The organism is Paenibacillus aceris, assembly GCF_017874035.1.
GTDB classification, from domain to species: Bacteria; Bacillota; Bacilli; order Paenibacillales; family NBRC-103111; genus Paenibacillus_E; species Paenibacillus_E aceris.
On record NZ_JAGGKV010000004.1, the window covers coordinates 472538 to 487611 of the forward strand.

9 protein-coding genes are annotated in these 15074 nt (G+C 43.9%); all 9 read right to left on the minus strand.

The annotated features are described in order from the left end of the window. Positions 1-42: 42 nt before the first annotated feature. Complete coding sequence (locus J2Z65_RS10955) at positions 43-1668, minus strand: response regulator transcription factor (RefSeq protein WP_193581090.1); 1626 nt, start codon at positions 1666-1668, stop codon at positions 43-45. Then, positions 1668-3419 (minus strand): sensor histidine kinase, encoded by a 1752-nt coding sequence (locus J2Z65_RS10960; protein ID WP_167065522.1) that lies wholly within the window; start codon positions 3417-3419, stop codon positions 1668-1670. Before J2Z65_RS10960 ends, J2Z65_RS10955 begins: the two co-directional genes overlap by 1 nt. Before the next feature lie 500 nt (positions 3420-3919). Next, positions 3920-4552, minus strand: coding sequence for a LysE family translocator (locus tag J2Z65_RS10965; protein WP_167065525.1), 633 nt, complete (start codon positions 4550-4552; stop codon positions 3920-3922). 118 nt (positions 4553-4670) lie between these two features. Beyond that, a complete protein-coding gene (locus J2Z65_RS10970) occupies positions 4671-6437 on the minus strand; it encodes a sensor histidine kinase (RefSeq protein WP_167065528.1) in 1767 nt (588 codons plus the stop codon). A 10-nt stretch (positions 6438-6447) separates the two neighbouring features. Then, positions 6448-8022 carry a response regulator gene (locus J2Z65_RS10975; RefSeq protein WP_167065531.1) on the minus strand — a complete coding sequence of 525 codons (1575 nt, stop codon included), beginning with the start codon at positions 8020-8022 and terminating at the stop codon, positions 6448-6450. 78 nt (positions 8023-8100) lie between these two features. Next, positions 8101-9723 carry an extracellular solute-binding protein gene (locus J2Z65_RS10980; protein WP_167065534.1) on the minus strand — a complete coding sequence of 541 codons (1623 nt, stop codon included), beginning with the start codon at positions 9721-9723 and terminating at the stop codon, positions 8101-8103. A gap of 67 nt (positions 9724-9790) precedes the next feature. Next, on the minus strand, positions 9791-10684 hold the full coding sequence (locus J2Z65_RS10985) for a carbohydrate ABC transporter permease (RefSeq protein WP_167065537.1): 894 nt from the start codon (positions 10682-10684) through the stop codon (positions 9791-9793). Between the two features lie 25 nt (positions 10685-10709). Next, on the minus strand, positions 10710-11624 hold the full coding sequence (locus J2Z65_RS10990; RefSeq protein ID WP_167065661.1) for an ABC transporter permease: 915 nt from the start codon (positions 11622-11624) through the stop codon (positions 10710-10712). 176 nt (positions 11625-11800) lie between these two features. Continuing rightward, positions 11801-14986 (minus strand): discoidin domain-containing protein, encoded by a 3186-nt coding sequence (locus J2Z65_RS10995; protein ID WP_167065540.1) that lies wholly within the window; start codon positions 14984-14986, stop codon positions 11801-11803. Positions 14987-15074: the final 88 nt, after the last annotated feature.

Sequence of the window (15074 nt, forward strand, 5' to 3'; positions counted from 1 at the left end):
TATCCGACACATTTTCATTATAAGTACCCGACAGAACCGTCACTACTCCGTTTTCGACTTTCCGCTTGTACCATTCCGACCATGCTGCTGTCGATAATCGTTCGGGTTCATACCAGTCACGCTTTTGAATCGTTTGGAAAAATGCGCAAGATTCGAGTACCCGACATGCGCGGCGATGCTGCTGACCGACATACCGCTTTTAGACAACAGCTCCTTAGCCATCCCCATACGCTCCTGAACCAAATATTCAGTAACCGACATTCCGGTTTCTTTCTTGAAGATGCGATCCAAATAATCCGGATTCAAATAGACATGATTAGCAATTTCCTCGCGTGACAGCTCTTGTTCATTCAAGTGAAGCGCAATATGATTTCTGACACGCTCCGCGACGGATTGCGTTTGTTCAACCGTATTCACGTATTGAAGAGATCTCTCCATGATGTGCTTGATCCATGCAATCGTATCCGTTACAGAACGCGTAGCACGCGGGGCAAGCTCCATCGATACGGCATCACTTAACAGCTCGCGTGCCTGAATGCCTTTCAGCATGATGACGTGATACAGCATTTGCAGAAAATCGTGATGAAACTGATGCAATGCCCTCGCATCTAGTTCCCCTGTATGCATCGTGCTCTCCAAATATTGTTCAACCTCCGACAACACCTTCGTCATTGAACCTTCTTTCAACATGACCGACCACACAGGCAAATCCGGCAATGTAACGGGCTTAGAGGATTGTTTTTTTCCTGATAGCATGAACACTGTATTATTATAAGCAACATTGTTTTTCTCGAGATGAGACAGCGCATGAACCATCGATGGCAATTCGTGTACGAACGCTCGATTCCCGATGTAGCAGGAAATATCGCAATAGAAAAATTGTCTGCAGGACGAGATAAAGGCTTCGCACTTTTGTTTCAATCGCTCCATCTCTGGTTCCGCTTCTTGATCCCAGGACACGATCCCAAGCAGCTTTTGGCTGCCCAGCAGCAGCACTTGTCCCTTCTCTTTCTGTTCAACGATCATTTCTTCGGCGCTATTTTGAATGGCATACTCCATAATCTTCTCATCGCGTAAACTCATCTCTTTATAAAAGCGCTGCACGCTGATCAGAACAGGCAAAAACCTCATTTCCTCTGAAAAAGGGATATTACGATCCGCGGCAGACGCTCGAATAGCTTCCAAATTGGACGGAATGGTTTCATGCAAAATATCAAGCCAAAATCGCTCAATCAGGAGCGGCTGGTGCTGGACCCAAAATTGGCCGTAACGGCTATATTGCTGAAGTTCACTCTCTTTATTGATCTTTGCCCCTGCTTTCACAATTACCTCTTCCAGCTGAGAAAGAGCCACCGGCTTCAATAAATAATCAAAGCAGCCAAGCTGAATGGCTTGCTGCGCAAATTTGAAATCGGCATGACACGTTAAGAAAATCGATTCCGTTTTCGGATAACGCTCCCGGACCCATGTCAAGAGTTCTAGGCCGCTGCCTTGCGGCATTTCAATGTCACATAGCATGATATCGATGGGATGCGCCTCAAAAATCTCCTTCGCTTGCCTAATATTATAAGCCGTATGGACGGTTGAAACCCCAAACGTCTCCGAGTGCAAATCGGATTTGAGTCCTTCCACGAACAGAATTTCATCATCTACAATGAGCATTTGCATTATAATCGCTCTCCTTTTTCCATATCCGGTTGTAATGGCAGCGTAATGACAATGACTGCACCTCCAGAAGCACTATTGGCAAATGAGATTTCAGCACGGCTCTGGTACAACAGCAACAGCCTTTGTTGAACATTCCAAATTCCGATATGTTCGCCTTGCGTACTCGTCATCTGTGTTCCGCTGCGAAATCCTTCCAGCACGTCCTCCGGAAAACCCGGTCCTGTATCTTGAATGGTTATTTTGAGCGTAGGGGCCACGGCCGCATCATCAAGTTCCATATCGATCGTCAAAAGAACCGGTTCATCCATCGTTACCGCATGCTTGATCGCATTTTCCACAAACGTTTGAACGACAAGCGGCGGGATCGGGGTACGCAGCAAATAGTCAGGAACATGAATCGTACACTGTAAATGATTCGGGAATCGCAGCTCCTGAATGCGCAAATAATTTCGAACGTGCTGTAATTCTTCTTGCACAGAGACAAAGGTCAAATTGCTTCGGAACATATAGCGGAAATAGCCGACCAAACATTGCGCCATCTCTTCAATCAACGCATAATTTTTGGCACGCGCAAGCGTGTGCATAATATTAAGCGAATTTAAATAAAAGTGCGGATTGATTTGCAGCTGCAAATGCTGGAGCTCCGCCTTTTGCTTGTTCATCTGCTCTTCATAAACATGGATCCGTAATTCTTGAATTTGTGACATCATGTTATTAAAGGTTTCATAAACGAGTTGAAACTCATCAGATGTCCTAAACGATTGAATCCGCATGTCCAAATTACCGTCCTTAATTCGTTTCATCGCTAATATCAGGCGATTGATCGGAAGGAGCACTGTTTTTCGGAGAAGCAGCAAACAGACAGGTAATAGGATGAGAACTCCAATGAGAATGCAATTGACAATATTTCGGAGGATCGGAAGATTTCTTAATATTTGTTCATCCGGTATGAGCGCAATCAGATTGAAATTCCCTACAGCCGACTTTTCACCGACAACCAAATAACGATGAGCGTCCCCACTTAAATAATAGTGTTGAAGATTTTTATTGACATCGAGCCGGTTATCTCTGACAATTTCCGCATTCACCAAAGGCACGCCGTTATTCGTTGTAAATAAGGCCTCCCCATTTTCACCGAGTCCGATAAGATTTAGCGGCATCATTAAATTGTCAAATAAAATCCATGTACCGACATACGTATCGCTCACTTTGATCGTACGTAGCAAGTAATATTTTTCTCCGATTTCCTGCACATACCAACGATTGATCGGTAAATTAGGCGTTGCCTTTCCGGTTTCATCCTCAATAAAGTTTCTGACCGATTCTCGTTCAGCATAATTCGTAACTTCCCGAAATGCATTCAAGTAATATTGATTGGGAACCGAATAAATAAAAAAGCCGTCCACCGATTTGAAATTCAACATATTTTCGGTAATTCGGTTCGATAGTCTGCTTAATGCGAAGATGCGTTCACTCTCCGAAACTTTGTTCTCAATGCCGGTAAAGTCGGCTTCGGCGATAGTCAAGCCCATTAAATACGATTCCGCGAACCGTAATTGTTCATCGATTTGTCCCATATACAAAGACATCATTTTTTTGTTGGAATCGGCCACTTGGCTCCGAACAACGCCGATCGCATAGTAATTGGTATAAATGAGCAGCAAGCTTAACGGCACTGTGATCAGCACCACGCCGACAATCAGCTTGAAACGAATGGAATTGAAAGGAATTCGAAAAAATCGGCCTGTCATGATTGCTCCCCCTTTTTATTTTCTTCTCTAATCATTATTGACTGAATGTACGAAATAAAAAGCCAGCAGTCTGCTGGCTTCTCATTTTTAACTAGAATCATTTATTTATTATAGTGACTGGGCCACAGAATCACTACTCCATATTTGACTTCCTGCTTGTACGATTTCGACCAGTGCAATGCAAAATGCTGCCAATAAACGAACAAACTTAAAAGCGATGATCTGCTTACAGGGGTGAGTGGTATGTATATCCTTGATAGTCTTTGATTTAAGCATAGGTCTTTAACTTCAACTAATTTCTATAAAAAAACAAGGTCAGACGACATAACATCGACTGACCTTGATATAATATTCACTTTATAGCATAAATGCCATTTACTAATCATTTATTAAACAATTCGTCTAACGAATTATGGAACAATTCTAATTAATTATGGAATTTCACACTTTTTTTAAACTATCGTTCCGCGTTAGCGTAGCGAACTACTCTCAAGGCACATTCAATGCGGAGCCTTTGTACGAAGTAGCTTTAATCCTAATCCGATAAATATTATCCCTGTTATTTTATTTAAATAGATACCCAACCTTTGGTTACCTTTCATTTTACTTGTAACATATGCTGAAAAGTAGGCAATAAACAGGCACCATAACAACCCAGTTAACGAAAATGTAAAACCTAAAATAAGGAATGGGATTGGACCATTCGCCTTTGCATCAATAAATTGTGGTAAAAAGGCAATAAAAAACATAGAGACTTTGGGATTCGTAAGACTTGTCAACATTCCTTGTATATATATTTTCCTGATATTTTGTTGATTTGATTCAGATGCACTCAAACTTGCATTTGTTTTATCAAGTAGCATTCTAATTCCTAGATAGACTAGATAAATGACCCCAACTATTTTAATGATATTGAATACCATGATTGATTTTGTAAGTATAATCGATAAACCGAAAGCAACTAATAAAGTATGTATTAAAGAACCGCTTATGATTCCGAAAACAGAATACACACCAGCTTTTCTTCCTTGTGAAATGCTTCTTCCTACAATGTACATTGTATCTGCACCTGGAATTAGATTTAATAAAATCCCCGTAAGCAGAAACACTTCATAATTGATTATTCCATACATTTTTGACAATACCACCTCTCAATTATTATCACACAAAGGAATAATAATAATTGAAAAAATGGCTCCTTGTCAATCTCAAAACAATCTATAATTATGATTTACAAGCACAATTTTTTTGTTATGTCATTCCGTCATTCTGCCCGTTATTTGGCTGACGATATTCCTCTTTGTATACCGGTATGACGATACGAACTGTCGTACCGATCCCCAAACCGCTGTGAAGCGTGACGCCGAACGATTCTCCGAATTGCAGCTTGATCCGCTCGTTGACGTTCCGAATTCCGTAGCCGATGCTTTGGTCTTTGTCAGCAAATACTTTACGAACGGTTTCCGGGCTCATCCCGATTCCATTATCGATCACTTTGAACACAATATTTCCATTCTCCAAATATGCAACAATACGGATATGCAAACGATCCTCGAACATGGCATGCTCGAGCGCATTCTCAACGAATGGCTGCAAGATCAACTTCACCGTGTCGTACTCCAAAACGGAAAAATGAATATCATAGCTGACATCCAGCCGGTCGACATGCTTAATTTTTTGAATATCAATATAAGATTGAACCTGACGGATTTCCTCGCGAATCGGGATGATCGATCTGCCTTGATTCAAGGTTAGCCGATAAAAAGTCGCCAGTCCGCTCACCATCCTGTGCAGTTTTTCCGCTTCACCCAAACGGCCCAGCCTGCTGATCGATGATAATGTGTTGTAAAGAAAATGCGGTTTTATCTGGGCCTGCAGCGCCTCAAGCTCCGCTTCTTTTTTCCGAATGTTGCTGACGTATACCTCTTGAATCAGTCCCTCGATATTTTCAGCCATCTCATTGAACGCGCCCGCGATCCGGGCAAACTCGTCCGTGCCGGTAAAACGGATGCGTTTGGAAAAATTGCCTTCTTGAAATGATTGAAGCGACTGGACGATTTTTCGGATATGCTTGGTGAAGTAGGTGGATATAAGCGCGCCAAGCGCCAAAAAAATCGTAAGGCTGAGCAAACATACAAGCAATGTAACGTTTCTAACCTTATTGGCCCCTTTCTCCAGCTCATGGAGCGGGACAAGTGCCATAACCTCCCAATTCAATCCCTCAAGCGGCTCTCGAATTTGCAAATAACGCTCGGGCTTCGTGGTCCAGTCATGGGGCAAAGGATTCTGAATACTTTGATAAATAGGGGTATTCCGTTCATCCGTTACGGCCAAGTAGCTCGGGACACCCGTATTGCTGTTGCCGTAGTTCAAGTTTTCAAACAGATCATCCATTTTGACCGTAATGCGCATGAAGCCTATTGGGGAGACTGTATGAAAATCCATCATTTTTCTAAGGAGCGAAACGTTGCCGAATTTGGCGTCCGTATCCACTTGTTCCCACAATGAATCCGTCTTCAAAGCACTGAACATGCGGATCCAATCGAGGCCTTCGAATCGCTCAAAATGAAACAGCTCGTATTTCTTTCCTTTCGACAACGGGTCTTGTTCAGTGTTACCCAAAAAAATCTCAGGGAGCGTATCGTTATGCAAAAACAAATCCAATGCGATATGGTTCGATGTCAAATTTAAAGCGGCCTCCAATCGCGGAACTACATTGTTGGAGGTTATCTGATAGCTGTCGTAAGGTTCCACCCTTTTAATTAATACCTGCTGGAGCGATTGATCCAGGTAGACTTGCTGGTCGACACGTTCCACCACTTTCATCTTCTCCTGGATGTTGTCACGAACCTGCTTCAACGTTCCGGTTACGTTTTGAATCGTCTGCTTTTTTACGTACTGGACGGAAGTCGTATACGCATAATAACCGATCAAGACGACAGGAATCATCACCAGCAGGAAATAAGAAATCATCAGTTTATATCCAAACGAAACCGTAATATTGGGAAACCGTTTCATCCTTTTACACCTAACTTTGTTTACGGTAGTCTACAGGGGCAAGACCAAAGGTCATCTTGAAATGCCGGCTAAATAAGGTAAGATTCTGGTAACCAACCCGGTTTGCAGCTTCGTATATTTTTATTTTCGGATCGTGCAAAAGCTCTTTCGCACTCTCCATCCGTTTCCTTGTCACGAAATCGCCAAATGATTCATTCGTTGCCTCTTTAAACACGTAACCAAGGTAATTAGGTGAGAAACCGAATTGCTTCGCGACATCTCTCAGCTGCAGCGAATTCTCAAGATGCTCCGCGACGTATTGCTCGATTTCGATGATCAGCTTCCGATTCGGATTTTTCTTTTTCAAATGCAGATGCTCGGAAACTTCGAACAGCCGCCGGCGCAGCCAGGCTTTGATATCGTCGATCGTTTCAAATTCATAAAGCGCATTCAAGCTATTCAGCTCTATGCTTAACAAATCGTATAAATTAGCATTCAGCGACCGCAGGAAAAAATCGATCTTAGAAATCACGTACAAAGCAAAGTTATAGACGGTGAGCTTATCCTTCAAGCTGTGGACCAGATTGAACAGCTGCTCCAAGCAATCGTAAATACGGACAAGCTCATAATTGGCGGTAGCCGCGAGCATCGCTTCCATGATTTGTTCAAGGTCGGAGGTCGATTTAACAATCTCCACCTCCGTATTCGCCAACGTAATGACCCGGCATTTACCAATAAACATTTTAGTGGCGAGCGCATCCCCGGCCTGCCGGTAAGAGCGCGGCATGTCCTGGATGTCCGATACCGGCGAGCCCAGTCCGACCGTAATGGTCTGGCTCGAATGCGTTCGCACATGATCGACCAGAGACTGCATTGATGTTACCGGATCGATATCAGCACCGGATAAGACTAGCACAATTTTGTCATCATCCGTATTGCAATAAAACCCAAGCTGATGCATGTGAATAAAATCGGCGACCAAGCGAAGAACATGTTCGATTGCGTACGATTTCTGATCGTCGGAAAACTGCTTCAGCTTCCACGCTCGATCGTCGATTTCTATGATTCCGACGCAGCCTTGCCCGGTCTGCAGGCGCATACGGCGCCCGTCGTAAAGATAGTCAAGCTTTTGAAAATCGATGGCTCCCTTCAGCCACTGAAGCAGCATTTCGTTTTGCAGCAGCGGGATGGATTCCTCGATTTGCGATTCTTTCTTTTGCCGTTCACGTTCGTAGTTCAATTGTTCTTTGACCAGCTGCAGCGTATTGAGCAGTTCCAGATCGTCTACCGGCTTCAGAATATACGAGCTGGCATTCATCTTTATTGCCTTTTGGGCAAATTGGAACTCATCGTGTCCGCTTATAAAAATAATTTTCAACTCTGGAGATAAGCTTCTAGCCTGTTCCGCAAGCTCAAGTCCGGTCATGATCGGCATCTTGATGTCGGTGATCAGGACGTCCACCTTGTGTTCCTGCAGCACATTCATCGCGGCAAATCCGCTGTTCGCCACTCCGACGATCGTCATATCCAGCTTCTCCCAAGGTATAAACCGCTGCAGCACTTCCAGGTCCAATTGTTCATCGTCTACCAGCAGCACGTTGTACATGATTATCATCCCTATAAATTGAATATGGAGAGTATACTTTTAAAGTATACCCTCCTGATGGTGCGTCGAACAAATAATTTATTTGCCGCCAATTTTCTTCAGGTTATCCTGCCATTGCTTCTGAATAAAGTCGATAGCCTTTGGAAACCCGGCTTTTTTCATATCGTCGTTCGTTTTTGCCAAAACCGATAGGACTTCGTCGTCGCTCTTCGCGTAAATCATTTTAGAGAATCCCTGATCGAAAATATCTTTCACGGCCTGCAAGGCAATGCCTTCTTCAGAGTCGCCCTGCGGCTTCGTATTGGCAAAGGTGGTAGTATCCATGGCCGTTTTCCAGGTAATGTTGACCTGCTGTGTCGTTGTGAAATCCCTTTGGGACTCAGGGAGCAGTTTGTCTCTGGCTACTTTGGACAAATCAACCCATGTAGCGTTACCAGCCATCATATTATCGGAAATGTGCAGTTTGTCAAGCTCTGCTTTGTCCATTGTTTTATATTTGTCGTTCGGAATCGGAATACCGTTCTCATCTGTTTTGTCCCATAGGAATCCCGGAGGGCCGAACCAAAGAACGGATTGCCCTTCATCGCTGGTCGCCCAATCGAGGAAAGCGAATATGCGTTCCGGATCTTTCGCTTTCTTCGTGATGACGATTTTGCCGCCGCCTTCTCTTCCCGTAGAGTTAATAAAAATTTTGTTTTTATCGAGCCCATCCTTATGCACCGGCCAAATAAATTCGTAACCGCTCTCAGGATCCTGTGCTTTGAGCTTAGAGTCCGGAACGCGGGCCCTGCTGGCAAGATTCGGTTCGATTGCGACAGCCACTTTGCCTTGGCTGAGCTTTTCGATCATTTGATCGGTCTTTTGGGTAAAGACGTCCTGCGTCATTAACTTGTCGCGGAACAACTTGCTCGTGAAGAGCATGAAATCTTTGAAGGCCGGATCTTCCGTAATCGGCTTTATTGTATTTCCTTCCGGATAGAACATATTGTTTACAAAGTAAGGCGGATTGTTTTCTTTGAATGCCGAATACATCATTTTGATCGCACTAGGATTGCCGACTTCAAGCGGTATGACGTTCGGGTATTTCTCTTTGACCGTGCGCAAGTAGCTTTCCAAATCGGCTAATGTTTCCAGCTTCGGAGAACCGAGTTCTTTATACATTTTCCGGTTGACGGCATAACCGCCGTTGCCATTCAAATGATCGCCGCCCACGTACCAATCCGGAATGAGATACAGCTTGCCGTCGCTCGAGCGATTGATGTTGATGATTTTATCGCCGGCCGACTTTTTCAGATTCGAATATTTGTCGAGATATTGATCAAGCGGAACCACTTGGCCTTCGCTGATCAGGCGGTCCAGCTCGGGGCCCGCACCGAGCGATATTACGTCCGGCAAATCGCCGCTGGCATACATGGCGTTAAACTTTTGCTTGGCATTGCCGTTCGTAGGCACGTAGTTAATCGATACTTTTTTGTTTTCCTGAATCCATTTGGTTGTGACCGTTTCTCCCCAAGGAGCCGGCTGCCAGTCATCATCGAAGTTGTAAAAGCTAAAGGAAAGCAGCTTATCTTCCTTCGTTGCCGCAGCGGTCGATGCGGCTTCTTTCCCATCTGACGATTTGGAGGTGCCGCATCCTGTAAGCAGCGTGCCAACCATTAGCACAGCGGCTAATGAACCGGCGAACCACGTTTTGTTTCTCATGGTGATACTATCCCCTTTCGTAATCACAGTTTATGTTAAAGCCGTCGCCGGCATCCAACAACAAGCATTATTCTTTCAGCGAACCGACAAGCACACCTTTGACGAAGTACTTTTGCACAAACGGATAGACGAGCATAATCGGGATCGTCGCCACCATCGTGGTGGACATCACTATCGATTTGTGCGTAACGCTCTGCATGCCGAGTAAAAACTCCTGCTTCGTTGCACTTACTTGCGTGGAAGACTCGACGGAAAGAATCGAGCGGAGCGTTTGGTTCAGAAGCACCTGAATGGGAAGCAGCTTCTGATTCGTAATATAAATCGAAGCGTCAAACCAGGCGTTCCAATGGCCTACAGCCGTGAACAGCGATAAGGTGGCGATGACAGGCCCGGATACCGGAAGAATGATCCGGAAAAAGATCCCGAGATAGTTACAGCCGTCTATCTTAGCCGATTCTTCAAGCCCATCGGGAATCCCCTGGAAAAACGTGCGGAATATAATCATATTCCAGACGCTGATTATACCGGGTATGACAAGCACCCAAAACGTATTCATCAAATGCAGATCTTTGATCAACAAATAGGTCGGAATGAGTCCTCCGCCAAAATACATCGTGATTACGCAAACGATCATGTAAAACTTTTTGCCGATCAAATCCCGTTTGGACATCGCATACGCGAACATGGAAGTAAAAAAGATGGATAGAAATGTGCCTACAACCGTTCTCGCGACGGTGACCCAAAAGGCATGAATCATTCGGTTATCCTTGAAAACGTACCGGTAATTTTCCAACGTAAATTCCCGCGGCCAGAAGGTGATGCCTCCCAACGCAGTGTCATTGCCGTCGTTAAACGAAATAACAAGGGAATTCCAGAACGGATATAAGGTTAAGAAAGCAAGAATAATTAAACAAGAATAAATCACAATATCAACTACATAGTCTTCCGTTGAGCGCTTCAAGCTGTCTCCTCCTTTCTGAACGCGCTTACCATAAACTCGTCCTGCCCAGCCTTCTGGCTACCCAGTTGGCGATAACGAGCAGTCCGACACTGATGACGCCCTTGAATAATCCGGCGGCCGTCGCATACGAATAACGGTAATTTTCAATACCTACGCGATATACATACGTATCGATGATTTCCGATACAGGTCTCAAGACAACGTTCGTTCCCTGGTTCGTCAGCAGTAAAATCTCTTCAAATCCCGCATTTAAAATTTGGCTCACCTGCAAAATCAAGAAAATGATAATAACCGGGGCGATCGACGGAATCGTAATCGAAAATAACTTTCTTAAACGTCCAGCGCCGTCGATCGAGGCCGCCTCGTACAAGTGGGGATCGACCCCTGCGATAGCCGCTAAATAGACGATCGCGCCGAACCCGATATCTTTCCATACGCCGGAGGCAATCAAGATCGTCCAGAAATATTCGGGAATCGACAGCCAGTTGACCGGTTCCTTGATCAAGTCGAAATTTTGCAGCACCATGTTCAGGCTTCCGTTATCGACGGATAGCATCGAGATGACGAACCCCGAGACGATAACCCAGGATATAAAATGCGGCAAATAACTGATCGTCTGGACGACGCGCTTAAAAACTCCATTTTTGATCTCGTTCAACATTAAAGCGAGAACAATTGGCGCGGGAAACGCCACAAGAAGCTTAAGCAAACTGATCACGACCGTATTGCGCATAATTAGCCAAAATTCAGGAGCATTGAAAAACATCCGGAAATGTTTAAAGCCAACCCAACTGCTCCCTAGAAATCCTTTTGCCGGACTGTAGTCCTGAAAGGCCGTCAGCACCCCCCACATCGGAATATAGGAGAAGATGAAGATCAGGAGAATGGCCGGAATCACCATAATTTGCAAATCCCATTGCTGTAGAAATCGTTTTGCCATCATGCTCACCTCATTATTCCTTCTTGCTGTATCTAATCTAATTCTAGCGGTTATCCAAAATGAATAATACTGACGCTATCAACTAAACCTGCACTTTATCAACAAAGTTTGTTGCATTTATATGCTTGACAGTTTAAAAAATAAAAAGCCTGATTTCTCAGACTTTTTTTGAAAAGTTACTCTTGGCTATACAAGATCAGTTCAGCCATACCTACTCTATATCCACCGCCGGCCGTTATATTATTTATCGTTATCCGAACATAATTGATATTCTTATATGGAGTAACAAAAGCTTCCGCTGTGAAGTGTTGCCCCCCTACAAGGTGGTTAATAAGCGCTTTTTGCCATACATCGCCATCGGTTGAAACTTCTAAATCATAGCTGTACCAGTTGCTATCCTTTTCCCAGAAGATACGGCTCCCCGATACCGTTTGAGACTTCTTGAACTTAACGGTAACGGACTGCGGCAATGTCGTTGATTTTGCGAGCCAGCCGGTTCCTATTGTTGTAATTCCATCCCTCAACTTATCCGTGCCTCGCCCATCTTCACTTTCCGATGATGCTTCTATACTTTCAATGGCATCATTATCAATAACATCGCCTGGCTCTTGAACGTTTGAAGGTATAACCTTAAATTCTACTAGGGATCCCCAGTCTCCCTTCGTCATGCTGTCAACCATGGTTAACCTTACATATCTGCCTCTAGTGTTAACCAAAACTGTCTCTTCACTCCCATTAGGAGACGTATGGGCTGATCGATCGATAACCTTAGACCAATTGACTCCATTCTTCGAAATTTCAATGTAATATTTATTTACATTTTTTGATTTTTCCCATTGAATCTGGAAGCCTAATATTGAAAAACTCGCCTCTAAATCAACCATCAACCAAAGGTTTCCTTGCTGCTCGGATGATACAGTAACAGGTTTTCCGGCGGCAATGTTTCGATACAATCCTTCGTCAGATTCCAGCTTCTCAACGCCGCCAACCCATGGAGTGCTGTTTCCATCCGGCACATACTGTCCGAGGTAAGGTAATGTACTTACGCTTTCTACCGCAGAAATCAGGCCTTCTGAAGCTGCCGCAATTTGTATAGTCCCGCTTATGTTAGAAGTTCTTACAAATGCGAAGCCTATTCCTCCTTCTACATGCTGTTCTTCAACGCCAATTCTTGGAATATCTTTACCTACAAGCTGCCCCTCACCCGTTACAGAGATTTTAATGGTACGATGATTAGTTGGCACTATAGTTCCGTTTTCATCAACAACCTTAAAATATACAGGAATTAAATCGTAACCATTCGCTACAGGTTCTATTCCTCTAATACGTACTTCCATTTCTATCCGCTTGGCCTGGCCAGGTGTCTTCACCGTGTGGGTTTTTACCACTTTTCCATCCAGAATAGCCTCTGCTCTCAGTTCTCCCGAGTCAAACCGGTTCAATTCAAAAGTGAATATCGGGCTGCCGCCCTTTCTTACGATATGAGGAACAGCGCTTGAAGCCTCTTCTCTTGTAATTTCTTTCACCAATTCATTGTTTTGATATAGCTTAACAGCATCACAATTGCTGAATACATTTACATTAAGACTTGATGTAGGTGAATAGGTGCTTGCGATAAATACCACCGGCCCATATTCAGGATCTTTCGCAGACTGCATGGACTGAAACCAGTAGTAATTATATTTTTCATATCTGTCTATATCAACCGTTCCGCTGCCTAATGTCTGAGTCGTTGACCCGCGGGCATAATCATTCCAACTCCACAGGAAATAACCGCCTATTCGATGATTGGCATCAAGCCCGCCCCAGTCGGAGTAACCATCTCCATTCAGATATCTCTGACGCGTAACAATTTGGGTGTTCATCGCAGCTTCGCCTTCTTTTCTCAAAGCTTTGCTCGGCTCCTCAAAATCTCCCCATTCACGAGTAAAGAACGGTTTATCGGGATCAAAATCCGTCCAATTACTTGGATCCGCATTCCATCCGGTATCAACTACCTTGTAATTCACGTCATAAAATGAACCTTGAAGCCCGTAGTCTGCCGCTGTATACATCTGGTTACCCGGATATTCCAAATGAGCAATTTGAACGGCTTCTTGCGCCCATTCTGCCGAATACCTCGTTTCATTCAACGATGTTTCCCATAAGACGACTGAAGGCCTGTTTCGATCACGCCTTATCATTTCGCGTATATCCCTTAATGTTAGATCATAAAATTTAGAGCTAATTGTAAAATTTTGCCATCCAGGCTGACACTCAATGACCAACAAACCAATTTCATCGGTTGCATCCAGAAATGAAGGATCATTCGGATAATGAGTAGCGCGTACCGCATTGAATCCATTTTCTTTCATTTGCAATGCATCACGATATTGCATGGAGCCAGGAGCAGCATCCCCGACATTTTGAAAGGCTTGATGGCGATTTGCTCCACGTACGAATATCCTCTGTCCATTGAGATATAGACCATCCGGTTTGTACTGTATAGTTCGGATGCCTACTTTGGTCGTGATTGAATCGACTAAATCGGTTGCGTTATAAACCTCGCTTACCAGAGAATATAAGTACGGAGTATCAGGACTCCACAAATTGGGATTTATTACAGTTAAGTTTTGATTGAATTGGTGATCTCCGCTTGCTTCTAATCTTATTGAATCGGTTTCGCCTTGTGCAGTAATAGTTCCGTCCTTATTCACGAGCTTGCTGATTACTTTGGCTTGTACGGAAACATTATTTTTATTCACAACATGAGTTTTCACATGAACCGTTGCTCTTAAATTTGTTACCTCAGGGTAGGTTGCAAATATACCGCCGCTAGCTGTTTGATCGGTCTGTAAGGCATCGGAAATGTGCAAATGGTTCGTTATTCTCATTTTTACATTCCGATATATGCCGCCAAAGTAATGGAAGTCAAGATTCGCAAGAGGTTTTCCCGGCGGCGTATCGGGACTGTCATAGCTGTATACCTTTACCGCCATAACATTGCTCTCGCCATACTTCACCTTACTTGTTATGTCTGTTGAAAAACCTACATATCCGCCATTGCGAGTGTAAATCTTCTCGCCGTTCAAGTAAACTTCACTATCCGTCATGACACCATCAAAATCAATATTGATCGATTTTCCTCTGTACTGCTCATCAACCGTGAAATAACGTCTGTACCAGCCGATCCCTTGGTAAACAGAGTCCCCTCCATTTGCATGTTTTTTTTCAAGTCTCATGGTATGCGGAAGTGTAATCTGGGCAAAAGCGCTATCGTTGAAGGCAATTGCTTCTGCGCCTTCCAGATCGCCTCGATAAAATCCCCAATCATTGTTAAAGTTCAATATGTTTCTTTCATCTGTCCCATTCATTTTCTTCATAGGATAGAAACCTCATTTGCTTCAAAGTTTTTATATCAATATTAGAATGAAACATCCCCGATTTTTTCAGGGGTAGCAAGCTAAAATG